This window comes from Neisseria elongata subsp. elongata (genome assembly GCF_900113545.1).
GTDB lineage: Bacteria > Pseudomonadota > Gammaproteobacteria > Burkholderiales > Neisseriaceae > Neisseria > Neisseria elongata.
This window is the reverse complement of sequence record NZ_FOPS01000003.1, coordinates 183,215-206,650: the sequence shown is the minus strand read 5'-3', so window position 1 is coordinate 206,650 and position 23,436 is coordinate 183,215. Positions and strand designations below refer to the sequence as shown.

Here is a 23,436-nt window from a genome sequence, read left to right as displayed (position 1 = left end):
ATTGCATACGTCCAGGCGTGGACAATAAAAAGTGCGGTCGGATTTTGAAATGTTTTTCAGACAGCCTTTATTATTGGGTAAGTGTTTTTGCTTACTGAAAATGCCGACAATTTTAAATAATAGTTAAGGTGGAATTTTTTTGGGATTAGTGGTTAATTAAAAGATTGAGAGATAAAAAATATGAGTGAGTGGGCAACATATACAATTTCTGAAGTATGCAGAAGATTTAGTAGTGGCAAAGGAATAACAGCTAGTCAAATATTTGAAATAGGGGCATATCCTGTTTTTGGTGGAAATGGAATCAGAGGCTATACAGATACTTACAATTTTGAAGGGGAATGCGCAATTATTGGTCGTCAAGGTGCTTATTGTGGTAATACGAAATATTTTTGTGGCAAAGCATATATGACAGAACATGCTATTGTAGCAACCGCAAATGATGAACATAATATTGGATATATTGCCAATTTATTATCCATTATGGATTTAGGGCAATACCAAGGACAATCGGCACAACCTGGATTGTCAGTAAATACTTTGTCAAAAATAGAGTTAAAACTACCTGATAAAGAAACTCAGGATAGTATCTTTTCTCTTCTATTTTCTTTGGACAAAAAAATCGCCCTGAACAAACAAATCAACGCGCGCTTGGAAGAGATGGCGAAAACCCTGTACGACTACTGGTTTGTGCAGTTCGACTTCCCCGACGCCAACGGTAAACCCTACAAATCCTCAGGCGGCGAAATGGTGTTTGACGAAACCTTGAAACGGGAAATTCCGAAGGGGTGGGAGGTGAAGAGTTTGGGAGATTGGGCTGAAATTAGAAAAGGAACTTTAATTACAGAAAAAACTGCTAATACCAATGGAGATATTAAAGTAATTTCGGCAGGAGTGGATTTTTCTTATTATCATGATGTAGCTAATCGTCCAAAGAATACCATTACAATCAGTGCTTCGGGTGCGAACGCAGGTTTTGTTAATTTTTGGAGAGAACCAATTTTTGCCTGCGATTGTACAACTATTACAAATAGTGTTATTGGTAGAACATTGTATATATTAAATTTTTTAAAAATTGTTCAAGATTTTATTTACCAACAAGCCAGAGGTTCGGCGCAACCCCATGTATATCCAAAAGATATTGAGGGATTAAAAATAATAGTACCACCTGATTTGCTTTTAAAGAGATTTAGTGAGTTTGTAGAAAATTGGAATTTAAAGATTGCAAATAATGAAAAACAAAACCACCACTTGACCCAACTACGCGATTTCCTACTGTCCATGCTGATGAACGGGCAGGTATCCGTAGCTGAATAAGTCGAATTCAAGAATCCGACCGATACAATAAAAAGAACGAGATAAAAAATGACCGAACAACACTTTACCGAACAAACCAAAGCCCTGATTGACAGCTTAAAAACCATTTGCGCCAACTACGGCTTAGGCAACGACGGCAACGAATTTAAAATCATCAGTCAAGCGTTTTTGTATAAATTCTTAAACGACAAGTACGATTTTGAAGTTAAACAAATCCGCAAAGAAAAGCCCGACGAACCAATCGAGTTCGTCAATATGGATATTGAGGGGAAAACGGCGGTATTAAAGCCCGAGCATTCCATCAAGTATTTATCGGAGCGACAAAACGGAGCGGACTTTGCCAAACTCTTTGACGATACACTCACCGACATCGCCGCTTGTAATGCTGAGTTGTTTTCAGTGAAAACCGAAGGCGGGGCGAAAATCGTGTTGTTCGAGCGTATCAGTCAATATATTACTGATGAAGGCCGCCGCGACGATTTTTGCCGCGCGCTGATTTCCAAGCTGGCAGGTTTTAGTTTCGAGGCGATTTTTGCCCAAAAATTCGATTTTTTTGCGACAATTTTTGAATACCTGATTAAAGACTATAACAGCAATTCCGGCGGCAAATACGCCGAATACTACACGCCACACGCGGTAGCGCGGATTATGGCGGATATTTTGGTGCCAGAGGAGGTGCGCGGGCAAATCCGCAGTGTGGACGTTTACGACCCGTCGGCCGGTTCAGGAACGCTGTTGATGAACGTCGCCCATGCCATCGGCGAAGACAAATGTATGATTTATACGCAGGATATTTCGCAAAAATCGTCCAATCTGTTGCGGCTGAATCTGATTTTGAACAATTTGGTGCATTCGCTGAATAATGTGGTTCAGGGCAATACGATTTTGTCGCCCGCCCATAAAGACGCTTCAGGCCGTCTGAAAAAATTTGATTTCATCGTTTCCAATCCGCCGTTTAAATTGGATTTCAGCGATTTCCGCGACCAATTGGAAGGCGATGAAAACCGCGAACGCTTTTTTGCCGGTATCCCGAAAATTAAGGCGAAGGATAAGGATAAAATGGAAATCTATCAGCTTTTTATCCAGCATATCTTGTTTAGCCTGAAAGAAAACGGCAAAGCGGCGATTGTGTTGCCGACGGGCTTTATCACCGCCCAATCGGGCATCGACAAAAAAATCCGCGAACATTTGGTGGAAAACAAAATGCTCGCCGGCGTGGTGTCCATGCCTTCCAATATTTTCGCCACCACGGGAACCAACGTTTCTATTCTGTTTATCGATAAAGCCAATAAAGATAAAGTGGTGTTAATCGACGCATCAGGCTTGGGCGAAAAAATCAAAGACGGCAAAAACCAAAAAACCGTACTCTCCCGCGCAGAAGAACAAAAAATCTGTAATACCTTCACGCACAAACAGGCTGTGGAAGATTTCAGCGTGGTGGTCAGCTATGATGAAATCAAAGCGAAGAATTACAGCCTGTCGGCAGGTCAATATTTTGAAGTAAAAATTGATTATGTGGATATTTCCGCCGAGGAATTCGAGCAGAAAATGGCGGGATTTTCGGCGGATTTGGACAAACTTTTCACCGAATCTGCCGAATTGGAAAAAGAGATTAAAGAAAAGCTGCAAACGCTGAAATTTAACGGGTAAGCGTAAGTCTGCACAAAGCGGGTTTGTGTAAAGGATGAGTGATGTTTTAGTATTACTCAAATGAAATTAAAGTAGAAAGCGGTCTACACTTTGATAAATGCAAGTGCAGACCGCTTTTTACATTTTGGCTCTGTAGAAACTTCATTGAAGCTCACGTTTTCAGACGACCTTCGGCGGCAGGTATTTCCCCGCCTCGCGCAAGCTCAGTTTGGCCATTTCGTGTCGGTGGCGGTCGATAAAGCCTTGTACCCATGCGGGATTGGTTTTGCTGTAATCGCGCAATGCCCAACCGATGGCTTTATTGATGAAAAATTCTTTTTGCCCCAGATTGTTGCAGATGATTTTTTCCAGCAGCGCGGTGTCAGTGTGCTGTTTGCGGAGCAGTTGGTGGTCGATGGCGACGCGGCGCAACCAGATGTTGTCGTCCGTGCTCCATGCTAATAGGACGGCATTGACTTCGGGGTGGCGCAGGGCGATGTCGCCAACAATGCGGTCGAGTACGTCGGCGCTGTCCCACCATGATTTTTCGGTAATCAGCGTTTGCAAACGCGGGATGTCCTGCGGGGTTAGGTGTTGCTGCATTTTTTTCAGATATTCGAGCGCGGCGTATTGCAATTCGCGGTGCGGGTCATCCCAGCAGCGGCGCACAAAATCCCAATCGACCGGCTGTTTGGCGGCGTCTTTGAGAAACGGGCGGCACAGGCGGGCAAGCTCGGGTTTGCCGATGCCGAAATAGGCGAAACGGTGTTTCATGTATGCCTGCATCGGCACGGCGCGTTCGGGATTGGCGTGTTGTTGCAGGATGGCGAGCAGGGCGGGGTAGTCCATATGGTTTTCCTTATCTTGGGAATGGACGGGGTTCAGACCGTCTGAAGGGATTTTGAATTGGGGTGCAGGCTGCTTTTTTGCTTTCAGATAGCCTGAAAACGCTTGGCCGCGACTTCCAGCATTTTCCATTCGCCGCCGCTGCCGTGGTAGGTTTCGGCAAAAATTTCAAACACGGCGTTGCAGTGCGTGCATTGGAAATAGTGGTGCAGGAAATCGTACCAGCCGTGCAGGCAGCGGTTACCCTGCGGGTCGGTATCGATGACGTAGCCGCTGCGGGCGAAGGTTTCGACATAATCGGTGTTGATGTGTTCCGCTTGGGCATGGGAGAGCGTGATGTCTGCCAGCGTGCCGTCTGCCAGGCGGTCGGCGGCGCGCAGCAGTATTTTCGACAGTTTTTGCGGGGTTTCGATGCGGACGGTGGGATGCAGGTCGGCGCAGTAATCGCACATGGTTCGGGCCTTTCGTTGGGAACATGGGGTGCAGGCTGCTTTTTAGCTCCGCAGAAACTCGGCTTCCTTCGGAAACTTCGTTTTCAGGCTGCACCGTCGCGATAGGGGTGCAGCTGCAATACGGTGTCTATTTCTGCTTTGCGCCATGCGGCGTAATCGGGGTGGATAGCGGCCAAAAGTTTGAGTTGTTTGGCAAACAGGATGCGGCGGAAGTCTTGGTCGGGCTGGCGGTGGTCCAGTTCGTATTGTCCGGCGATATAGTGGGTGATGTCTTGCAGCGGGTAATACAGGAAGCGGTGCAGGTCGGCAGCGCCTTCGTCGCAGTAAATTGTGCCGCGTTCGGCGGTGATGTAGCGGTATGGGGCGTGCGGGTCGTAATCACGGTAGGTGATGGTGGTGCCGTCTGAAAAGGCTTCGGTGGTGCTGTCGGCGAAATAGAGCCAGTTCAGGCAGTCGTCGGGCAGCCCCGCACGGCGCACGGCGGCGAGGAGTGCATCGCGAACTTGGTGGATTTTTTGGCGCAGGATGACGAGGGATTTGGCTGGCATAATATTCTCCTTGCGGGTTTGCATGGTGCAGGCTTCAGGTTCTTCCCCGTCGGTTCAAAATGGCCGTTTCGTTGAAATAGAGTTTGGCGGTGGTTTTCTGCATGGGGGATTCCTTGACGGGATTGGGGCAGGCTGCGCTTGATTGGTGAAGTGCAGGCTGCTTTTCAGTTTTCAGACGGCCTTTTCTATTTCATCCCGCCATCACCCGAAACGTCAGATTAATCCGCGGCTCTTGGATGCGGGTGCTTTTCAGGATGGTGTGCAGCCAGTGTTTCTGCGTTTCGCCATGCATCACAATGAGCTGTCCGTGTTCCAGCCACATTTCGCGTTTTTCCTTGCTTTCTTTGTGTTTGAAGGCGAATTTGCGCGTTGCGCCGAGGCTGAGGGAGGCGATGGCACTGTCTTTGACCAGCCCCTGCCCTTCGTCGCTGTGCCACGCCATGCCTTCGTTGCCGTTGTTGTAGCGGTTGAGCAGGCAGGAGTTGAAGCGGGTGGGGCAGATGTCGGTGATGGCGGCTTCCACGCGGTTTTTGAGTTCGGGCAAGACACCGCCCCACGGTAGGGCGATACGGTTTGCGCCGGAATAGCCGTAGTTGTAGGACGTGTCTCCGTACCACGCAACTTCGCGGGCGGTGATGATGTGTTTGCCGTATATCACGGCTTCGTCGTGCCGCCAGGGAATATCACGCTGCAAAATTTCAAAATAACGGTCGGCTTCGGCGATGGTGAAAATCCGTCCGAAATCGCTGACGATGCCGTCGTAGGGCAGCAGGTTGGCGTGCGGGTTGGCGGTTTCGGGGAAGAGGTCAAGCGTCATCAGCGTCTCCCAATTCGTGCGCCAATATCGCCATTTTGCGCCCGCGTTGCCAGCGGTAGCCGCCAATGATGCCGTTTTCGCGGATGACGCGGTGGCAGGGAATGAGTAATGCAACGGGATTCTGCCCGATGGCCGTCCCTACGGCGCGCGCGGCGTTGGGCGAACCGACGGCCTGCGCCACTGTGCCGTAGCTTTGCAGGCTGCCTGCGGGAATATCGAGCAAGGCCTGCCACACTTTGAGCTGGAAGGGTGTGCCTTTGATGTGCAGGGTAACGCGGCCGCGCTGTGTGCGGAAGATGTCGGCGGCTTGTCGGTGGAATGCGGTTTCCTGCCCGATTAGGCGGGCGTTCGGATATTCGGCGCGCAATTCGTTCAGGGCGGCGGAAGGGTCGTCTGAAAAACGCATGAAGCAGATGCCTTTGTCTGTTGCTGCTGCCAACAGGTCGCCGAAGGGGCCGGGAATCAGGCTGTAATGGATTTGCAGGCCTGCTCCGCCGTTTTTGTATTCACCCGGAGTCATTTTTTCGATACCGACAAATAAGTCGTGCAGCCGCCCCGTGCCGCTCAGTCCGCCGCAATGCGCGGCTTCTGCCACGCTTTCGCTATTTTTCAGGGCGGCCTTGGCGCGACTGATGCTGATGTGTTGCAGCATTTTTTTCGGGCTGATGCCCGCCCATGCGGAAAATTCACGCTGCAAATGTTCGGGACTGACGTGCACTGCCGCCGCCACTTGCGCCAAATCGGGCTGTTCGGCGGCATGGTCGTAAAGGTATTCGATGGCGCGGGCAATGCGGAGGAATTGGCGGGTTTGATTCGGGGACATGGAGTTGTTTTGAAGTTTCATGGCGTTAGGATACGCACAAAGCGGGCGGGGGGCGACCCGATTGTTGATGGGGTTACGGTTCGGACATAAAAAAGCAGACTGCACATTCACAACACAAAGTGCAGGCTACTTTTCAGACGGTCTTGGTTACAACAGCGTCAGTTTGCCTAGCTTGGCTTCCGCTTTTATAACCAACGGCGAACACGCCGACAGTAAGACTCGTACTCTGCGCCGAATTTCTGCGCCAAGACGCGTTCTTCGGGCATGATTTGAAAGCGTGTCATATAGGCAACAAATGCAGCCAAAAACAACCACGGCAGCGGGTGAGCCAAATAGCCCGCCCATGCGACCAACCAGCAGCCCAGACCCGCATACATCGGGTTGCGGCTGAAACGGTACACGCCGTCTGAAACGAAGTGTTCGGTTTGTTCGGGGTTGAGCGGGCTGACGGTCGTACGCACACGGCGAAACGCCCGCACACCTAATACGCCCAACGCCGTCCCAAACACCATCAAAACAACCGACAGCAATATAGGAAAGCGCGGCAATATGCCGACTAACGCCGACACTTGGGCAGAGATGTACATCAACAACGCACAAATAAAACATATCGCCGGCGGCGGAATTTTGGTTTCTAAATTCATATTGTTACCTTTATATAGTCGATTAAAATAAAAATGAGACAAGGCGGCGAGCCGCAAGGCGTACAGGTAGTACGTCAAGGCGAGCCAACGCCGTATCATTGCAATTTTAATCGACTATAAAACTGATAGAGCGACGTTTTCAGACGATTCCCAACTTATTCTTCAGTATAAGTCAAACCGCTTTTTTCATCACGTTCGGGTGCGTTTTTTCCGTCAAACAGGGCAACTGCCAATCTGACGGCGGCGGTTGCGGCGGGGAAAATCATGAAGCCGTGGCGGAAAAGGCCGTTGATTTCAATCAGGCGTCGGGCGCGGCTGTAACGGATTTCTGGGTTGTGATGGTTGAGCGTTGGGTGCAGACCGGTGGCGATTTCGAGAATGTCGGCTTCGCCAAAGGCCGGATGGGCGGCATAGAGTGCGGGCAAGAGTTCCAACCCGGAACGCAGGCCGTCCGAAAGCAGAAAAAGCAGCCTGCACATTCACAACACAAAGTGCAGGCTGCTTTTTTATGCTTTCAGGCCGTCTGAAAACCTATTTTACCGCCGAATTTCCCCCATCCGCAGATATTGCCGCACCCGTGATAAAACTGCTCATCGGGCTGACCAAAAATAAAATTGTGGCAGCGATTTCTTCCGGGCGGGCAATGCGTTTGACCGCGTGCAGCCCTGCTGCCCACGCGCGCTGTTGTGAGTCGGCGGACATCATTTCCGTGTCTGTGCCACCGGGCAGCAGGGCGTTGGCGCGGATGCCTTGGGCGGCGTAATCGGCGGTAATGCTTTTGGCCAATGCGGAAAGTGCGGCTTTGGCACAGCCGTATGCACCCATGTTCGGCAGGGCGCAACTGGTGCCGACAAAGCTGGACGTGAATACCATTGCACCGCCGCCGCGTGCCAGCATGGCGGGGATTTGGCTGCGTGCGCCGAGGAAGGCGGCAGTCAGATTGCCGTCCAGCGTAGCCCGCCATTCTTCAGGGGAAAGTTCCGCTAAAGGCTTGTACGCACCAAGCATGCCAGCATTGTTGATTGCGATGTCCAAGCCGCCGAACTCGCGCTGCGCCGTGCGGACAACCGTTTCGTGCGTTTCAGGCAACACCGCATCGCCTGCCACGGTAACTGCCCGTCCGCCTTGTGCACGAATCAGGGCGGCGGTTTCTTCCAGTTTGTCGGTACGGCGGGCGCACAAAACAACATTGGCACCGTGTTCCGCCAACAGTAGTGAAACGGCACGCCCGATGCCTGACGATGCGCCTATAACGGCGGCTGTTTTATCTTTTAAATCCAATAGGTTTGACATAGTCTTTTCCCAGTATTGCTGTTGAAAACGGCTCAAGTTTAGGGAAAGACCTATGTGAAAGCGACCCGATTATTGATGGGATTGCAGTTCGGGCAGAAAAAGCAGCCTGCACATTTTAAAACAAAAGTGCAGGCTGCTTTTGCATTTTTAGGCCGTCCCAAACAGCCAAAAGGCTACCTGAAAACCATATCGAAGCAGCCTGCAACCCATCTAGCGCAAACTGTCCGCAGCAATTTGCGCCCAGCCGCTTTCGGTTTGCCGCACCACAAACGGCACGCCGCTCACGCCGAATTGTCGGGCGAGGTTTGCGCCGTCGGCAATGCGCTGCTTGGCTTGCGCTTCGATGGCGGAGTTGGTCAGGATTTCCGCTGCCTGCGTGCAGCCGATTTGTCGCAATACGTCGGCCAATACGTTCGATTTCGCCGTGTCCAAGCCGTCTTCGTAGCGGGCTTTTGGGAAGGCGCGCGCGGGTTCGCACGCGTTGTTTTGTTGTGGCCCCTCACCCTATCAAAACAGAAGTCATGCTGATTGAGCCGAAGGCGAGTTCGTCATTGAATATTTCCATATCGTCCTGCGGTTCGCGCAGCGCAGCGGTGTAGAGCAGCGGCAGGTAGTGTTCGGGGGCCGGCACGGAGAGTGCGGCGGCGTCCCCCAGCCGTTCGTAATGCACCAGCGTGTCGTTGTCCTGCGCGGCAAGGGCGAGGTTGACGGCATTGCGGAAGTCTATTGCCCATTCGTAGCCTGTGGCGGGTTCGCGGCGCATGGCGCGTAGGTTGTGGACGATGTTGCCGCTGCCGACCACCAGCACGCCCTGTTCGCGCAGCGGGGCGAGTTTTTTCGCTAAATCGAAATGCCATGGTGCAGGCTGCATCAGGTTCAGGCTGAGCTGCACCACGGGAATGTCGGCTTCGGGATACAGGTGTTTCAGCACCGCCCACGCGCCGTGGTCGAAGCCGCGTTCCGGGTTCATTTCCACATTTTCAGGCTGCAACAGCGAGCGCACCTGCCCCGCTAGTTCGGGCAAGCCGGGCGCGGGATATTGCACTTGGCTGAGTGCTGCGGGGAAGCCGTAAAAATCGTAAATCATTTCGGGGCGTTCGCCGGACGTTACCTGCAAACGGTTGCCGTACCAGTGCGCCGAAATCATTAGAATGGCTTTGGGTTTGGCAAATTTCTGCGTAATGCGGCGGAAACCTTGGTTGAACGGGTTTTCCGCGTCCAGCGCGTTCATCGGGCTGCCGTGTCCGACAAACAATACGGGCATTTTGTTCATGGTTTTTCCCAATTCGTTTTGATGCCGATGATTTTACGGGAAACTTTTGCGCGAACCATCCCGTTTGGGGAAGAACATATTTTCTCGATAAGAAATAATTGGTCGCTTTTGAACTTTTATGTTTTATTTTTATTATTTAAAGGCTACCTGAAAGTATGGATGATTGTGTGGTTAGCGTATAAAAAGCAGCCTGCACTTTGTTTTTCAAATGTGCAGGCTGCTTTCGCGTTTACGCCGATGGCGAAGTTGCGTTTGGGTAAGGGTTCGTAGTAGCGTCTTGTTGCCTAGAAAAGGTAAAAAACTGTTCGCTTTGCTGTAACAAGGCTTGTACTTGCGGCAAAATTGTTTGCTAAAATCCGTCAGCTGCACTTGGCGTGTGCTGCGATTAAACAAAGCCCCATCCAAATAGCTTTCCAAATCAGCAATCACTCGCGTGATGACCGGCGGCGGGAGCACCGCAAGGCGGTTGGAGGTTTCTCATAAGATTACTGCTTAATTTTCCTTAAATTATCAACCAAGTTATGAACTTCGGTAGATGGATTCAACTCACCATCTATTTGTGCTTCACTAAAAGCCCTTCTTGAGTTTGCTATTGCTGTTTCTATATAAGGTAACAAAGCCCTATAAACACCTTGCTGCGCCTTATTGTAATTCATTGAAAAATTTGCTTTCCATTCTTTATTAAGTGAAGCAACACAATTATCACCAGCACTTTTATCGTCTGTTTTCACAATAGGTGCGCGAGAATATTTAAAATGGCAAAGATACCAATATTCAAAACTTGGGTAAGATACAATCAAATTTATATTGTGTTCCTTCGCCAACTTTTGGGCATCATCAAAGGTTTGATGCGCATCTCTATCAATGACACAATAAACTTCATCAAATTCTAAATGTTGACTTTGCTTATCTTTTTCTTCAATAGCAGTTTCAACCACTGATTTAGGATCAGAACCACGTCCAGAATAAACTTGAACATTTACCGAAGAAAGGTTTTCAGTAGAAATCAAGTCTTCAAAATAAAGTTTTTCCGTTTTCTCACCTTCGCAAACGATCAAAATGGTTTTATAAGCTTCTCGTTTTGGTGCTTTACGGGATAAATCTCGAGCTTTCCGTTTTGCCATAGCTTTAATCCTCCCAAAAAGAGAATGGGAAATTAAAGTCTTGGAAAATAGGTTTTGCCCCATATTTACCGCTCAAATAATATTCTTCAATATCTTCACGATTGATATGCGGTTTAAAATCCGTTAATGGATAAAGCGTTGTTGATCTATCCTTATTTTTTTCACAAAACCAAATTTGATCCCGACGTAATAGATTTTTCCTTAACACAGATGTTTCATGGGTTGTAAAAATAAGCTGGGCATTTCTTTGGTTAATTGGAGAATTGAATAGTTTAACCAAGAATCTAACCAGATCAGGATGCAGGCTTTTATTTAATTCATCAATAACCAAAGTATCGCCATTATGCAAAACCGCCAGAATCAATCCTGAAAATTCAAATAATTTTTGGGTGCCATCTGATTCGTCTCCTAAATTTATTTTTTGTGGTTTATTTTCATTATCCAAATACACAAAAAAAGTCTCATGTTGGGCAATAAAATGTTGTTGTATATCTTTTAATATTTCCTCTTTAATGACATTAGGCATATCATCAGGAAGTCCTTCAAAATTTACTTTGGGTTTTTCAAAAACAATATCATCTAATTCGATACCTGCAGAACGCAACAACTGAATCATGATTTTTTTATCTTTTTCAGATTTTTTACATTGCTTTTTTGCCATCTCATTGCTGATTCTATCTGTGCTAATAATTGGAATTCTATTGATGATGCTATGAAAAATAGGTTTGATTTGTTCACTATTTAAATGTGCTGCACTAGATAAGAATAACTGATCCGGTCTGGTTTGATTTCTCCAACTCACTCTTTCGCCTTTGAAATAATCAGACATTTTCCAATCGTAGCTTTCGGTCTGTTGGTTATACTCACGGGAATACCAGTTTTGTTCGCGACCTTTTGGATAGACACTTAACCATTCTTCATGGATTTTTTTGTCGTCAGCAATAAAGCCATAATCCACTCTAGTGGGTTGCAAACTACCTTCATCATTGGGTAAATCCACAACAAATGAAATGTCATAATGTGTTGGATTGTTTTTGTATGTTTCATCAAAAAGAAAAGATTCAGTTCTGATTGGTTCTTTCTCTTTCTTATTGAAGGAATCCGAAAGAATTTGAATCATTGAATATAATGCTTTGATTATATTGGATTTGCCTGAAGCATTGGCTCCGTAAATAACGGCAGATTTTAATAAAGACGGTGTAGCGGGCGCATTACTGTCAAAATAGTTGTCCGGCATTTCCGTTCCTGAATCACGAACCAACGAAAGCGTCTGTTCTTGTTTGATTGAACGATAATTTTCAACAGAAAATTGGATTAACATAGTTAGTCACCTATTTTGTTTTGCTTTTAGGAAAAAAATACCTAGTTTCGGCACATTATACCGTTTGGGAACCTATCCCTCAATTTATTCATTATTTAATTTAAGGGGCTGACGTAGATTGGCAGTTATGCCAGGTTATGAAAATAAAGATAACCAATTGTAAATTAAGAAAGAGAGTTCAAAAGAAACTGCTCGAATTTTTCCCCCCGCGTTATACGAACTATCCGGCGTATGATTAAGAGATGGGTAATCCATCATAAAAAAGCAGCCTGCACTTTGTTTTCCCAAAGTGCAGGCTGCTTTCTATTTTTCAGGTAGTCTTCCAAACGCCCCATCAGGCTACCTGAAACCTCAAATCACCCCCCGTTCTGCTTCGCTTCCAGCATTTCCCACCGTTCCAATTTCTCCAGCAGCAACGTTTCAATTTCTTCCATGCGTGCAGGCTGCTTTTTCGTTGTCTTTGAAAATTTCAGAAGCCTTTCGGTTCGGTGTTGCCGTTCTACACCTTGCCTGCCGCGCGGTTTTCTTTTAAGCCGTCGCCCCATGCCTTCAATGCCGTCAGCACGGGGGCAAGCGTTTTGCCGTAATCCGTTAGCCGGTATTCCACACGCGGCGGGACTTCGGGATACACGGTGCGCGAAATGATGCCGTCGGCTTCCAATGCGCGCAGTTGGGCGGTCAGCGTGCGCTGCGACACATCGGGCAGGATGCGGCGGATTTGGTTGAAGCGCAGCATGCCGTCCGTGTGCAGGCGATAGAGTATCGTGCCTTTCCATTTGCCGCCGATAACGGAAAGCGCAGCTTCCACCGAGCAGCCTTCGGCGCAGTCGTAGCTTGGATGCGGTGTGCGGGGCATGGCAGTATCCTTTATGTAACTATATGAAAAACAAGTGCGTTCTTGTTAATGGTGTGCTTTAGGCGCATGATACACGCTTTCAGACGACCTAACAGGAGAACATCATGAAAGCCATCGGTTTCAACCGCCCTTTGCCCGTTTCCAACCCTGAAGCCCTGCTCGACATCGAACTGCCCGAACCCGAACTGCGGCCGCACGATATTTTGGTTGCCGTGCAGGCGGTTTCGGTGAATCCTGCCGATGTGAAAGTTCGGGCGGCGCATACGCCTGCGGCAGGGCAGTACCGCGTATTGGGTTACGACGCGGCAGGCATCGTTCAGGCGGTCGGCAGCGAAGTGCGGCATTTCAAAGTCGGCGACGAAGTGTATTACGCGGGCGCCATCAACCGCCAAGGTTCGAACGCACAATTACAGGCGGTGGACGCGCGCATTGCCGCCAAAAAGCCGCGTTCGCTGGATTTTGCCCAAGCCGCCGCGCTGCCGCTGACGGCGATTACCGCATGGGAAACGCTGTTCGACCGCTTGGATGTGAACAAACCCGTGGCAGGCGGCGCCAATGCGCTGCTCTTAATCGGCGGCGCAGGCGGGGTCGGCTCGCTTGCCATCCAGTTGCTGAAAAAGCTGACCGACATCCAAGTCATCGCCACCGCTTCCCGCCCCGAAAGCCGCGCGTGGGTGAAGGAATTGGGGGCGGATTTCGTCATCAACCATCATGAAAACATGGCGGAACAGGTTGCCGCGTTACATATCGGCGCGCCGTCGTTTGTTTTTTCCACCAACCATACCGACCGCCATCTGCCGCAAATCGTGGAACTCATCGCCCCGCAAGGCAGAATCGCACTGATTGACGACCCCGAAACGTTGGACGTGAACCCGCTCAAAGGCAAAAGCCTGTCGCTGCATTGGGAATTTATGTTTACCCGCCCGCTGCGCGAAACGGCAGACATCGAACGGCAGGGCGAAATCCTGGCAGAAACTGCGCGGCTGGTGGACGAAGGCATCATCCGCCCGACCGCCACCCAAATCCTGAACGGCATCAATGCCGCCAACCTGCGCCGCGCGCATGAGCGGGTGGAACGCGGGGATATGGTCGGCAAGCTGGTGGTGGCAGGCTGGGAATAGGTTTGCAGGCGGAAGCCCGTATGTTCAGCTTTGCAGAAACCGGGCTTGCTTGAAAAGGCTTCGTTTTTAGAGAGTCTTTGATGGCATAGTTTGGGGCTACCTGAAAGCAGCCTGCACTTTGTTTTCCCAAGGTGCAGGCTGCTTTCTATTTTTCAGGTAGCCTTCCAACTCTATTTCAGGCTACCTGAAACCTCAAACCCCCTCTCCGTTCTGCTTCCCTTCCAACATTTCCCACCGTTCCAATTTCTCCAGCAGCAGCGTTTCAATTTCTTCCGCGCGTGCTTGCAGGCTGCCGGCTTTTTCGTAGTCTTTGAAGATTTCGGGGTCGGAAAGTTGCGCGTTCAAATCGGCCTGTTCGGCTTCTAGCGCGGCGATTTCGTCGGGCAGGGCGTCGAGTTCGCGCTGTTCTTTGTACGACAGTTTGGCCGTGCGGTTGGGCTTGGGTTTGTCTTTTTCAGACGGCCTTTCGGGCTTGGCGGCCGGGGCGGAGGCAGCCTGCACTTTCTCTTCGCGCGCCTTCGCATCGGCATAGTCCTGATAGCCGCCGATGTATTCTTTCAGACGGCCTTCTCCTTCAAATACAATGCTCTGCGTAATCACGTTGTCCAAAAACATGCGGTCGTGGCTGACGAGGAACACGGTGCCGGCGTAGTCGCGCAGCAGTTCTTCCAGCAATTCCTGCGTGTCGATGTCCAAATCGTTGGTCGGCTCGTCCAGCACCAAAATGTTTGCGGGGCGGGTGAACAGTTTGGCCAGCAAGAGGCGGTTGCGTTCGCCGCCGGAAAGCGACGACACGGGCGACTGGGCGCGGGCGGGGTGGAACAGGAAGTCTTCCAGATAGCCCATCACGTGCCGCTTTTTGCTGCCGATTTCCACATAATCGTTGCCCTGGCCGAGCGTGTAGAACACGGTGTCGTTTTCGTTCAGCGCGCTGCGGAATTGGTCGAAATACGCCACTTCCTGCTTGCTGCCGAGGCGGATTTTGCCGCCGGTGGGCGCGAGTTCGCCCAAAATCAGCTTCAAAAACGTGGTTTTGCCGATGCCGTTCGCGCCGATTAATCCAATCTTATCGCCGCGCTGAATCACGGCGGAAAAGTCGTTCATAATCAGTTTGTTGTCGTATGCAAACGAGGCGTGTTCCAGTTCGGCGACGATTTTGCCGCTTTTCTCGCCCGAATCGAGCTTGAACGACACCTGCCCCTGTCGTTCGCGCCGCGCCGCACGCTGTTTCCGCAATTCTTCCAAACGCTTAACACGGCCTTCGTTGCGCGTGCGCCGCGCTTCGATGCCTTTGCGAATCCACGCCTCTTCTTGCGCGTGGAATTTGTCGAACAGGCGGTTGTGTTCGGCTTCCACGGCCAGTTCTTCCGCCTTGTTCTCGCTGTATTTGGCGAACGAGCCGGGATAGGAGCGCAGGCTGCCTCGGTCGAGTTCGACGATGCGGTTGGCCACATTGTCCAAAAAACGGCGGTCGTGGGTAATCACAATCAGGCTGCCTGAAAAGTTGTTCAGCAGGTTTTCCAGCCACAAAATCGCGTCGATGTCCAAATGGTTGGTCGGCTCGTCCAGCAGCAGGATGTCGGGCTTCTGCACCCAGGCCTGCGCCAGCGCGACGCGCTTTTTCTGCCCGCCGGACAAATTGGCGATTTTTTCGTTTTCAGGCAGCCCCAGCTCGCCGATGGTCTGGCTGACCAATGCGTCGAACTGCCAGCCGTTTTGCGCTTCGATTTGGTTTTGCAGTTCGTTCAATTCTTTGATGAGGCTGTCGTTTTGCCCGTTCGCCAGTTCGCGGCCGATTTCGTGGTAACGCCGCAGTACGTCGCGCAGGCTGCCCAGCCCTTCGGACACGATGTCGAACACGGTGGCCGCGCCGTCGAAAAAGCTCTCCTGCGGCACATAAACGGTTTTCAGCCCGTTTTGCAGGATGAGCTGGCCGTCGTCGGGCTTCTGCACGCCGGCGAGGATTTTCAGCAGGCTGGATTTGCCCGCGCCGTTGCGCCCGATCAGGCCGACTTTGTCGCCCGCGGCCAGTTGGAAAGATGCTTTGTCGAGCAGCGCGACGTGCCCGAAGGCGAAGGATAGGTTCTCGGCTTGGAGGATGGTCATGGTAAGTCCTTGTTTTGTTGGGGTGCAGGCTGCCATCGGTCCGAATCTGCGATTCGGCGAACCGATGTGCGTGCCCGCGGTGCTGGTTTTTGGAGTTTCAGACGGCCTGAACGTTACACCAATTCGGGGAAATGTCGTTGCAGTTGTTCGGGCGTTAGGCTGGGGGCAATCAGCTCTTCGTCTTCATCGCAGGCAACGGCGACAAAATCGGGGGCGACGAGCTTGGCGCGCAGCAAATCTTCGGCGGCGCGGCGGCAGGCGCGCGGAAAGCATTGGTGGAAGTGGTCGTATAAATCGTCCCAATCGGCTTCTTGGCGCACGGCAGCCTGCACGCTTCGCGCCGCCGCATTGCCCGCCGCGCCGCCGTCAAACAGATATTCCGCCAAGTCCGCGCCCGACCAGCGCAACGACTGTTCCAGTTCGGCGCGGCTTTCAGCGGAGCCGTATTCGCTTTGGTATTTTTCCACCACGCGCGCAAGCAGCTCTTCCGTGCCGACCGACAGCGAGGGGAAATAGAGATAGGTATTGTCGCAGTAGAAGTTGTGGAAAATGGCGGCGTACACGGTTTCGTGCGGGTATTGCCTGTGTATATGGTACACGGCATCCACGATGATTTGATAGGCGATGTTTTCGATAGATTGCCAATCCGGCTGCGGCATGGTGTGTCCTTTCAGGCTACCTGAAAATGATGTAGGTGGTGTTTACGGGCATCGGGTTCGATATTTTAGTGGCGCTGGCAGGATTCGGGAATCTGATTTCATCAGCAAAGGCAAGTGCAGGCTGCTTTTTGGGTTTTCAGACGACCTTCAAAGCAGCCTGCACCCAGGTATTTTGGATTGACTAACGCGAGCTATCTGCCAAATACTTTCCGCCAGACATTTGGATTGATTTTAAACTTGGCTTTGAACTGCAAACGTAGGTTTGCCGCGCTGCCGAAGCCGCTTTGTTCGGCGATGCGTTCTATCGGCAAATCCGTATTTTCCAACAAATCCTGTACCTGCCATAGCCGCTCTGTTGTGAGCCACTCACCGAAATTCATGCCTGTGGCTTGAGAAAAATGGCGGATAAAGGTTCGGCGGGAAACGGCTAATTTTTTTGCCAAATCGTCCAAGCGGTATGGGGTCGCAAGGTTTTGGCGCAGTTCGTCCAATAAGTGATTGATTTTGTCATCGGCGGTACGACGTTCGACAGGTCGGTGGATAAACTGTGCCTGCCCGCCTTCGCGGTGTGGTGCCGCAACCAAGGTACGGGCAAGGTCGTTGGCAACGGTTGCACCGTGGATTTTGCGGATGAGGTAAAGGCAGCAATCCAGCCCGCCCGCCGCACCTGCCGATGTTAAAAAGTTGCCGTCTTCCGCATATAGGCGGTTGGTATCCAGATGAATTTTAGGGAAACGGCGGACAAAGTCGTCTTCGGCAAGCCAGTGGGTGGCGGCGGTTCTGCCGTCTAAAAGTCCTGTGTAGGCAAGGGCGTAAGTGCCGTAACATAGGGCGGTGATATGCGCACCACGTTGTACTGCTTTCTGTAAATGTGCGCTTAACTCAGGTGTCGGGGCTTCTTCAATATTGCGCCAGCCTGCGATGACGATGATGTCGGCTTCTTCCGTCAAATCCAAGCCGCCGTGTACGGGAATGCTTGCGCCCAGTGCCGTGATGACGTCTTTGCTGTCATCGGAACAGATTTTCAGGTCAAAGAGCGGATTGTCCCGATAGGTCGTCTGAAAAACAGAAAAGGGAATGTTGAAGACAAAATCATTCATGCCCGATTGAGCATATAGCACGATTTTGGGGGCAGCTTGATTTTGGCGAAACTCGTTACGCTCGTTTTCAGACGACATTTTGGCACTATCCTTGCGTTTGTTGGCAATATTGCCTATTTTAGCCGATACACCTGCTGCTTAAAATACGCTCCATGATTTTTTAAGGAGCAACATCATGAAATCCAAGCAATTTATTCTTGCCACTGTTTTGGGCGCGACAGCCTTTTTCGCTTGGGCAGACGATTCATACCAACATATCCGTAACGCTACCGCCAAAGTCGAATATGCGGGGCAGACGTTTTTGATTGACCCGTTTTTCGCCCCCAAGCATTCCATGAACGGCTTTGCCGGCACGTTCAACAGCCAAGCCAAAATGCCGCTGGTCGGGCTGCCGATGAGCGTGAATAAAATTTTGGACGGTGTGGATGCAGTTATCGTTACCCATACTCACGAAGACCATTGGGACGAAACCGCCGCACGTTCCATTCCGAAAAACCTGCCCGTATATGTGCAGCACCAAGCCGACGCGGCAAAAATCCGCAGCCAAGGCTTTACTGATGTACGCGTGTTGAACGGCAACGCTGTCTTCAACGGCGTAACCATCAGCAAAACCGGCGGCGTACACGGTACAGAAGCCATGTATGCCAACCCTCAGCTAGCCGAAATCTTAGGCGATGCAATGGGTGTGGTATTCCAAAGCAGCGGACATAAAACCGCTTATATTATGGGTGATACTGTGTGGACGGCAGATGTAAACAAAGCATTGAACCGCTACAAACCCGATTATCTGATTATGAACACGGGCTACGCGCTGATTTCAGGCATTTCAGACGGCATTATTATGGGGACGGCTGATGTATTAAAAGCCAGCCAAGTCATGCCTAAAGCCAAAATCATCACCGTACACATGGATACCGTGAATCATACCGCCGTCAGCCGCGCCGATATGCGTAAATTTATACGCGGTCAAGGCATTGAGAGCCGTGTGAACGTTCCAGAAGACGGAGAAATCGTGAAACTGGATTGATAAACGACACATTACCCTAAGCAGCCTGCATCTTGTTTTCAAAGTGCAGGCTGCTTTCAGACGACCTCAAGCAGCATCCGCCTCGGCTGTTTTCACGCTGTATTCCAAGGCCTTATGCGGCTTTAAGGTGGCGGAAACATAGCCGTTGGCGGGATTGCGGACGTAGTCCAGATAATCCTGCATGGCGGGGGTGTAGCCTTCCACGTCGTCCACGGCGACGGCGGCGCGCGGGGCGAGCTTGGGTTCGAGCAGTTTGAACACGGGGTAAACCAAGTTCGGCCAGCCGTCGAGCAGCACGAAATCGATGCCGCCGGGGATGTCTTGCAAAGTTTCCAGCGCGTCTCCTTCGCGCAGTTCGATGTGGTCGGCCAGCCCCGCGGCGGCGAAGTGGCGGCGGGCGGCTTCGGCTTTGTGCGGCAGGTATTCGGTAGTTATCACGCGGCCGCCGTTTTTCTTGGCCGCTGCGGCCAGATAAAGCGTGGAAATGCCGTAAGACGTGCCGAATTCGACGATGTTTTTCGCGCCCTTGGCCAAGGCCTGCATATACAGGAATGCGCCCTGCTGCGGGACGATGGGGATGTATTTGTCGTCGAAATAGGCTTCGTTTTCGCCCGTCCAGCCGCTGCCTTTGCCCAGCAGTTTGGGCAGTTGGGGCAGGAAATGCCATATCAGGCCGGGAATCTGGCGTACGGCGGCGGTGTAGAGGTCGAACAATACGGCTTCGGTTTTCGCGTCGTTTAAAAAAGCGAAGTCTTGGCGGGTGGGCTTGGGCATAGGTTTTCCTTTCCGAGGGGGGCTGCCTGCAGGCTGCTTTTAGGCTACCTGAAAAATACAAAAGCAGCCTGCACTTTGGGTTGATACAAACGGCGGGGTGCAGGCTGCTATAAGCGTTCAAATAGACGGTATATGAATTCAACCGCAAACTGCCAGTCGCTGCGTTCTTGCCCGTGCGATGCGAAATGTATCGGGAAATAGCCGTCTAATACCAGATATTCAAATTCGCACTGGATATTTTCTGCTGTTTTTATATTCATTGGAAATATTCTTGGTTGGCTGGAAATTTAATTTAGCCGTGTAGGTCGGGCATTTATGCCCGAACTTTGCGGATGGGATTTGTCGGGCATCAATGCCCGACCTACGGCGGCTGTCCTTAAAGGCAGCCTGAAAACGGCAAACGGCGTTTCAGGCTGCCTGCGGCATTCATTCTGCCGCCAGCTCTTTAATTTGCCGCAGCAGCCCGCGGCGTTCGCTTTCGTTCAGACCGCGGATATTGCGCAACTCGGCATCAACGGGAACGGGCGCGCCGCCGCCTTGCGGGGCGAAGGCGAGATATTGTCCGTGGCGGCGGACGGGTTGGAAGTTGTGGTCGCTAAATGTGATTTTGCGGATTTTGCCGTTGATGGGCGCGGGGTAGAAATAATACGTCCGCCTGAGTTTGCGATTGGTGCCGGCGATGTAAATCGGGATGGCAACGAGTTTCCACGGCTGCGCTTCGGGGCGGTTGATGGCGGCAAGCACGGCGCGACGGCGGCGGTAGCGGGACAGCTGCCACCCACATGCGGCGGCGGTAATGACGGCAAAGGGCAGCAGCGGCAGAAATCCGCGGATGTCGGCAGGATCGGCGGCGTTGCGCACGATTACGGCGGCAAAAACAAGGCTGCCGATAAGCATCAGGGCACACAAAATGTTTGCCAGCGGATAGCCGCCGCCAATGCTGCGGATGCTGACTTGGGCGGGCAGGCAGACGGGGAACTCGCGCGGTTCGGGTGGCGCGACGGGGCGCGAACCAAGGGCTTTGGGGAAAAAGGTTTGGCAAAAACCGTCGAGCACGGCTTGGCGGCGGCTTTTGTCGGACTCGGCCGCTAGCGTGCGGATTAAATCGGGCAGGTGTTTGCCGTGCAGCAGGTACATCACGGGCAGGGTGATGGAGAAGTCGCGCTGGCGGGTCATGCTTTCCGACAGGCGCAGATATTTGGCGACGCGCGCTTCCATTTGCTCGAGCGTGGCGTTATCGGGCAGCGGCTGCTCGGCTTCCAGTTCTTCCAGTTCGGCTTTGAATTTGCGTGCAGGCTCGCTGTTCAGGTACAGTGTGGCGGGAAACGGATACACGAAAACCACGCTGTTAACCAGTTCCCACGGATAAAAAACGTTTTCGCGCTTGGTTTTGCTGCCGCTTTTCGCGCCAACCCCGTCGAGTTCTTCTTCGGTAAACGCTTGGACGATGCGGATACCGTCGGCGTTTAACACCAGTTTGGTGCGGCTATCGGCGGCGTGGTAGAGCAAAAGGGCGGCAAACACCAAGCAGAACAAAACGATAAAAGCTCCGCTTAGGACAGATTTTAGGCTGCCAACAAACAGCAGCGGCGATGCGGCAGCGGCGATGGCGAGCAGAACGAGCGACATCACAAACATTTTCAGGCGGGAATAGGTGATACGGATTTCGGTGGGCATGGGGGGCTTTCTGATGTGGGTTGGGGGGTGTGGCTCGGATGGGTTGGGTTTTTCAGACGGCATGATGATAGGCATAGGCAGCCTGAAAGCAAGCGCAGCCGTAGGTCGGGGCATTTATGCCCGACGTTTTAAAATTTATCTGTGTTTGTCGGGCATAAATGCACCGACCTACAAACTCCGTGCGAAGCCCGCAAACGGGTTTTCAGACAGCATTCAAGGCAGCCTGAAAACGGTTGCCGTCGTAGTTCAGCGCTCTTTCAGCCCGGCATTTTATTCTGCTGCTTTTTGCGCCAATCGCAAGTAATCCGCCAAATGCTTATTTTCTACATCTTCAAGCGTATGTAATTTCAAATGGCGACGTCCTTTGCCTTTGCCTTCCAATAAACCGTGCGGGTCTGCCATCTCGGCGCCATGACCAAATTCCACGGTTACATGCTGCTTACAAACAAAAATGCCGCAAAACGGTTCGGGTGCGGCAAACAAAATACCGCCATATTTCACTTCTTCGCTCGCCATGTCTGCCAGTTGCCCTATTTTCGTGCGCACACTATTGGCGATTTCATACAAGGCAGGATTACTCTTTTGCCAATCATCCAGCAGATTTTTTACTTTTTGATCCATGATCTTCTCCTAATTTGAGCTTGCGAGTTGGACATTGATGTCCGGCAAAGCATTCTAAACCCTTATCTACGGCGCGAGCGGGTTTCAGGCTGCCTTTTTGGGCTTTCAGACGGCATCAAAGCAGCCTGCACTTTTAAACGGCCTTAAGCGCTATCCGCCCTACCTGGGCAGGCGCGGTTTTTTTAGTACGCACCCCACAGCATCAGCAGGGCGCACAGTAAAAACAATATCCATTGGCCGAGCAGGAAATAAGTTTTGCCGCGCGCACCGGCCATTTTAAGCTGTATCAGCCACACGGTGCACCATAGGCCCAGATAAACGGCAAAAAAACGGGCAGCGGCGGCTTCCATGCTGTCGAAAACCCGTGTAAACGCAAGTAGGCAGGCAGCGGCGGCAAGCAGCAGTAAATCTATGCTGACCAACTGAAAAGCGCACACAGCCTGCATCCAGTTGCGCATACCCTGTTGCGTAGTGTTTTCTTCATCGGGTTTTTGACTTAAGGTTTCGCGGGTGCCGACAAAAAGATGGGCAAAAAATGCCACGGCCAACAGCAGGGCGGCCGCTGCAAAGGGAATGTTCATATTTTGCTCCAATTTTGATGATTTGACATATTTCTTCTCGATTGCATTTATGGCGTTTTCAAGCAGGTTTGCGGAAGGTGATGCAGTAAAAGCGGTTGCTCCACAGCAGCCGCGTTTTCTTTTCCTGTACGGTTTCGGGAATGCAGTTTTCGATTTGTGTCAGATCGAAATCGGTGTCTTGGAAGTAGTTCCGCGTGAATAGGCTTTTTTTGTATTGTTGTTGGATGAAGTCGGTGGTTTCGTCTGCAATCATGATTTTGGTGCCGGGCTTGGCGATGCGCAGCATTTCGTTGATGGCTTTTTGCTTGTCGCTAAAAAAATTGATGCCGCCCACATGGAATACGACGTCGAACATATTGTCGGCAAAGGGTAAGTCTTCTGCGTTGCAGTGTACCAAATCCAAGCCTGCCGCTTTTTTCCGCCATACGTTGCGGCAGCGTTCCAACATGCCGAGCGACAGGTCGGCGCCGGTCAAATCCAGCGCGGAGAGGTCGATGTCGGCGGGCAGGTGGTTTAAATCGGTACCTGTGCCGATGGAGGCGTAGAGCGCGGTGCAGTCCTGCCGCCATTCCAGTTCGCCCATCAGGCTGCGCCGCATTTCGTTGATACTGTTGCCGTATCTGAGGCGGGCTATCCAGCGTTCGCCGAAGTCGTACCAACGGGCGAGGCGGTTGTACATGTTCATGTATTTGGCGTTGTCGCCCGTTACGCCGTCGGAATCGAGGCACAACAGGACGCCGTCTTGTTCGGGCGGCAGCGGGTTTTGCAAGGCGGGTTTGAGTTTTTGGATGAGCTTGGCGGAAGGCATGGCGTTACTCCTGTTAAGGGTT

The 23,436-nt window shown here is 51.4% G+C and carries 25 protein-coding genes and 1 pseudogene; 4 read left to right on the top strand and 22 right to left on the bottom strand.

Annotation, left to right across the window (positions count from 1 at the left end; translation table 11 throughout):
- Positions 1–180 precede the first annotated feature (180 nt).
- Positions 181–1,314, top strand: a complete 1,134-nt coding sequence (locus tag BM261_RS04580) for a restriction endonuclease subunit S (protein WP_074895570.1) — start codon at positions 181–183, stop codon at positions 1,312–1,314.
- A gap of 48 nt (positions 1,315–1,362) precedes the next feature.
- A complete protein-coding gene (locus BM261_RS04575; RefSeq protein WP_074895567.1) occupies positions 1,363–2,964 on the top strand; it encodes an HsdM family class I SAM-dependent methyltransferase in 1,602 nt (533 codons plus the stop codon).
- Positions 2,965–3,123: 159 nt separating this feature from the next.
- Here BM261_RS04575 and BM261_RS04570 read toward each other — a convergent pair whose 3' ends face one another.
- From BM261_RS04570 to BM261_RS04505, 14 genes and pseudogenes are all read right to left on the bottom strand, one after another.
- Entirely contained in the window at positions 3,124–3,792 is a 669-nt protein-coding gene (locus BM261_RS04570; RefSeq protein ID WP_074895565.1) for a DNA alkylation repair protein, read from the bottom strand.
- Between the two features lie 83 nt (positions 3,793–3,875).
- Positions 3,876–4,241 carry a hypothetical protein gene (locus tag BM261_RS04565; protein WP_074895552.1) on the bottom strand — a complete coding sequence of 122 codons (366 nt, stop codon included), beginning with the start codon at positions 4,239–4,241 and terminating at the stop codon, positions 3,876–3,878.
- 83 nt (positions 4,242–4,324) lie between these two features.
- A complete protein-coding gene (locus BM261_RS04560) occupies positions 4,325–4,789 on the bottom strand; it encodes an Imm63 family immunity protein (protein ID WP_074895708.1) in 465 nt (154 codons plus the stop codon).
- Between the two features lie 190 nt (positions 4,790–4,979).
- Positions 4,980–5,606 (bottom strand): alpha-ketoglutarate-dependent dioxygenase AlkB family protein, encoded by a 627-nt coding sequence (locus BM261_RS04555; RefSeq protein WP_074895550.1) that lies wholly within the window; start codon positions 5,604–5,606, stop codon positions 4,980–4,982.
- Positions 5,596–6,429: a bifunctional transcriptional activator/DNA repair enzyme AdaA gene (locus tag BM261_RS04550; protein ID WP_074895706.1), complete on the bottom strand. Its 834-nt coding sequence runs from the start codon at positions 6,427–6,429 to the stop codon at positions 5,596–5,598. Before BM261_RS04550 ends, BM261_RS04555 begins: the two co-directional genes overlap by 11 nt.
- A 185-nt stretch (positions 6,430–6,614) precedes the next feature.
- Positions 6,615–7,073 (bottom strand): methyltransferase family protein, encoded by a 459-nt coding sequence (locus tag BM261_RS04545; RefSeq protein WP_074895548.1) that lies wholly within the window; start codon positions 7,071–7,073, stop codon positions 6,615–6,617.
- Between the two features lie 155 nt (positions 7,074–7,228).
- A pseudogene (locus BM261_RS04540) lies at positions 7,229–7,519 on the bottom strand (FAD-dependent oxidoreductase); the annotation flags it as partial.
- An 85-nt stretch (positions 7,520–7,604) separates the two neighbouring features.
- Entirely contained in the window at positions 7,605–8,366 is a 762-nt protein-coding gene (locus BM261_RS04535) for an SDR family oxidoreductase (RefSeq protein ID WP_074895543.1), read from the bottom strand.
- 210 nt (positions 8,367–8,576) lie between these two features.
- Positions 8,577–8,798 carry a hypothetical protein gene (locus BM261_RS12865; protein ID WP_240317855.1) on the bottom strand — a complete coding sequence of 74 codons (222 nt, stop codon included), beginning with the start codon at positions 8,796–8,798 and terminating at the stop codon, positions 8,577–8,579.
- A gap of 67 nt (positions 8,799–8,865) precedes the next feature.
- Complete coding sequence (gene ygiD / locus BM261_RS04525; protein WP_074895541.1) at positions 8,866–9,639, bottom strand: 4,5-DOPA-extradiol-dioxygenase; 774 nt, start codon at positions 9,637–9,639, stop codon at positions 8,866–8,868.
- Positions 9,640–9,843: 204 nt separating this feature from the next.
- Positions 9,844–10,068, bottom strand: a complete 225-nt coding sequence (locus BM261_RS13000; protein WP_369668754.1) for a hypothetical protein — start codon at positions 10,066–10,068, stop codon at positions 9,844–9,846.
- Positions 10,069–10,124: 56 nt separating this feature from the next.
- The gene (locus tag BM261_RS04515) at positions 10,125–10,763 is read right to left on the bottom strand and encodes an RloB family protein (RefSeq protein WP_074895539.1); all 639 of its coding nucleotides are present in this window, start codon (positions 10,761–10,763) and stop codon (positions 10,125–10,127) included.
- Positions 10,764–10,767: 4 nt separating this feature from the next.
- Positions 10,768–12,084, bottom strand: coding sequence for an AAA family ATPase (locus tag BM261_RS04510; RefSeq protein ID WP_074895537.1), 1,317 nt, complete (start codon positions 12,082–12,084; stop codon positions 10,768–10,770).
- 499 nt (positions 12,085–12,583) lie between these two features.
- The gene (locus BM261_RS04505) at positions 12,584–12,940 is read right to left on the bottom strand and encodes a winged helix-turn-helix transcriptional regulator (RefSeq protein ID WP_074895534.1); all 357 of its coding nucleotides are present in this window, start codon (positions 12,938–12,940) and stop codon (positions 12,584–12,586) included.
- Between the two features lie 104 nt (positions 12,941–13,044).
- On the opposite strand from BM261_RS04505, the gene BM261_RS04500 reads away from it, so the two are divergent.
- A complete protein-coding gene (locus tag BM261_RS04500) occupies positions 13,045–14,061 on the top strand; it encodes a zinc-binding alcohol dehydrogenase family protein (protein ID WP_003784233.1) in 1,017 nt (338 codons plus the stop codon).
- Positions 14,062–14,253: 192 nt separating this feature from the next.
- Here the strand turns inward: BM261_RS04500 and BM261_RS04495 are convergent, their stop codons facing one another.
- The 3 genes from BM261_RS04495 to BM261_RS04485 form a co-directional block, all read right to left on the bottom strand.
- Positions 14,254–16,167, bottom strand: a complete 1,914-nt coding sequence (locus tag BM261_RS04495; RefSeq protein WP_074895532.1) for an ATP-binding cassette domain-containing protein — start codon at positions 16,165–16,167, stop codon at positions 14,254–14,256.
- A 113-nt stretch (positions 16,168–16,280) separates the two neighbouring features.
- Complete coding sequence (locus BM261_RS04490; protein WP_074895530.1) at positions 16,281–16,826, bottom strand: DUF4303 domain-containing protein; 546 nt, start codon at positions 16,824–16,826, stop codon at positions 16,281–16,283.
- Between the two features lie 191 nt (positions 16,827–17,017).
- Positions 17,018–18,004: a GlxA family transcriptional regulator gene (locus BM261_RS04485; protein WP_074895528.1), complete on the bottom strand. Its 987-nt coding sequence runs from the start codon at positions 18,002–18,004 to the stop codon at positions 17,018–17,020.
- Positions 18,005–18,101: 97 nt separating this feature from the next.
- Here BM261_RS04485 and BM261_RS04480 point away from each other — a divergent pair, with 97 nt between their 5' ends.
- Positions 18,102–18,953, top strand: a complete 852-nt coding sequence (locus BM261_RS04480) for an MBL fold metallo-hydrolase (protein ID WP_074895526.1) — start codon at positions 18,102–18,104, stop codon at positions 18,951–18,953.
- A gap of 66 nt (positions 18,954–19,019) precedes the next feature.
- Here BM261_RS04480 and BM261_RS12995 read toward each other — a convergent pair whose 3' ends face one another.
- The 5 genes from BM261_RS12995 to BM261_RS04455 form a co-directional block, all read right to left on the bottom strand.
- A complete protein-coding gene (locus BM261_RS12995) occupies positions 19,020–19,727 on the bottom strand; it encodes an O-methyltransferase (RefSeq protein WP_074895524.1) in 708 nt (235 codons plus the stop codon).
- Between the two features lie 426 nt (positions 19,728–20,153).
- Positions 20,154–21,479: a hypothetical protein gene (locus BM261_RS04470; RefSeq protein ID WP_256205703.1), complete on the bottom strand. Its 1,326-nt coding sequence runs from the start codon at positions 21,477–21,479 to the stop codon at positions 20,154–20,156.
- A 195-nt stretch (positions 21,480–21,674) separates the two neighbouring features.
- Positions 21,675–22,025, bottom strand: coding sequence for a DUF1801 domain-containing protein (locus BM261_RS04465; RefSeq protein WP_064089484.1), 351 nt, complete (start codon positions 22,023–22,025; stop codon positions 21,675–21,677).
- A 182-nt stretch (positions 22,026–22,207) separates the two neighbouring features.
- Entirely contained in the window at positions 22,208–22,606 is a 399-nt protein-coding gene (locus BM261_RS04460; protein ID WP_064089483.1) for a hypothetical protein, read from the bottom strand.
- Positions 22,607–22,664: 58 nt separating this feature from the next.
- Entirely contained in the window at positions 22,665–23,414 is a 750-nt protein-coding gene (locus BM261_RS04455) for a class I SAM-dependent methyltransferase (protein WP_074895519.1), read from the bottom strand.
- Between the last annotated feature and the right edge of the window lie 22 nt (positions 23,415–23,436).

Bases quoted from the DNA above. Each gene is read 5' to 3' on its own strand.
- BM261_RS04580 (WP_074895570.1), top strand. From the start codon at position 181: ATGAGTGAGTGGGCAACATATACAATTTCTGAAGTATGCAGAAGATTT.
- BM261_RS04575 (WP_074895567.1), top strand. From the start codon at position 1,363: ATGACCGAACAACACTTTACCGAACAAACCAAAGCCCTGATTGACAGC.
- BM261_RS04570 (WP_074895565.1), bottom strand. From the start codon at position 3,792: ATGGACTACCCCGCCCTGCTCGCCATCCTGCAACAACACGCCAATCCC.
- BM261_RS04565 (WP_074895552.1), bottom strand. From the start codon at position 4,241: ATGTGCGATTACTGCGCCGACCTGCATCCCACCGTCCGCATCGAAACC.
- BM261_RS04560 (WP_074895708.1), bottom strand. From the start codon at position 4,789: ATGCCAGCCAAATCCCTCGTCATCCTGCGCCAAAAAATCCACCAAGTT.
- BM261_RS04555 (WP_074895550.1), bottom strand. From the start codon at position 5,606: ATGACGCTTGACCTCTTCCCCGAAACCGCCAACCCGCACGCCAACCTG.
- BM261_RS04550 (WP_074895706.1), bottom strand. From the start codon at position 6,429: ATGTCCCCGAATCAAACCCGCCAATTCCTCCGCATTGCCCGCGCCATC.
- BM261_RS04545 (WP_074895548.1), bottom strand. From the start codon at position 7,073: ATGAATTTAGAAACCAAAATTCCGCCGCCGGCGATATGTTTTATTTGT.
- BM261_RS04535 (WP_074895543.1), bottom strand. From the start codon at position 8,366: ATGTCAAACCTATTGGATTTAAAAGATAAAACAGCCGCCGTTATAGGC.
- ygiD (WP_074895541.1), bottom strand. From the start codon at position 9,639: ATGAACAAAATGCCCGTATTGTTTGTCGGACACGGCAGCCCGATGAAC.
- BM261_RS04515 (WP_074895539.1), bottom strand. From the start codon at position 10,763: ATGGCAAAACGGAAAGCTCGAGATTTATCCCGTAAAGCACCAAAACGA.
- BM261_RS04510 (WP_074895537.1), bottom strand. From the start codon at position 12,084: ATGTTAATCCAATTTTCTGTTGAAAATTATCGTTCAATCAAACAAGAA.
- BM261_RS04505 (WP_074895534.1), bottom strand. From the start codon at position 12,940: ATGCCCCGCACACCGCATCCAAGCTACGACTGCGCCGAAGGCTGCTCG.
- BM261_RS04500 (WP_003784233.1), top strand. From the start codon at position 13,045: ATGAAAGCCATCGGTTTCAACCGCCCTTTGCCCGTTTCCAACCCTGAA.
- BM261_RS04495 (WP_074895532.1), bottom strand. From the start codon at position 16,167: ATGACCATCCTCCAAGCCGAGAACCTATCCTTCGCCTTCGGGCACGTC.
- BM261_RS04490 (WP_074895530.1), bottom strand. From the start codon at position 16,826: ATGCCGCAGCCGGATTGGCAATCTATCGAAAACATCGCCTATCAAATC.
- BM261_RS04485 (WP_074895528.1), bottom strand. From the start codon at position 18,004: ATGTCGTCTGAAAACGAGCGTAACGAGTTTCGCCAAAATCAAGCTGCC.
- BM261_RS04480 (WP_074895526.1), top strand. From the start codon at position 18,102: ATGAAATCCAAGCAATTTATTCTTGCCACTGTTTTGGGCGCGACAGCC.
- BM261_RS12995 (WP_074895524.1), bottom strand. From the start codon at position 19,727: ATGCCCAAGCCCACCCGCCAAGACTTCGCTTTTTTAAACGACGCGAAA.
- BM261_RS04470 (WP_256205703.1), bottom strand. From the start codon at position 21,479: ATGCCTATCATCATGCCGTCTGAAAAACCCAACCCATCCGAGCCACAC.
- BM261_RS04465 (WP_064089484.1), bottom strand. From the start codon at position 22,025: ATGGATCAAAAAGTAAAAAATCTGCTGGATGATTGGCAAAAGAGTAAT.
- BM261_RS04460 (WP_064089483.1), bottom strand. From the start codon at position 22,606: ATGAACATTCCCTTTGCAGCGGCCGCCCTGCTGTTGGCCGTGGCATTT.
- BM261_RS04455 (WP_074895519.1), bottom strand. From the start codon at position 23,414: ATGCCTTCCGCCAAGCTCATCCAAAAACTCAAACCCGCCTTGCAAAAC.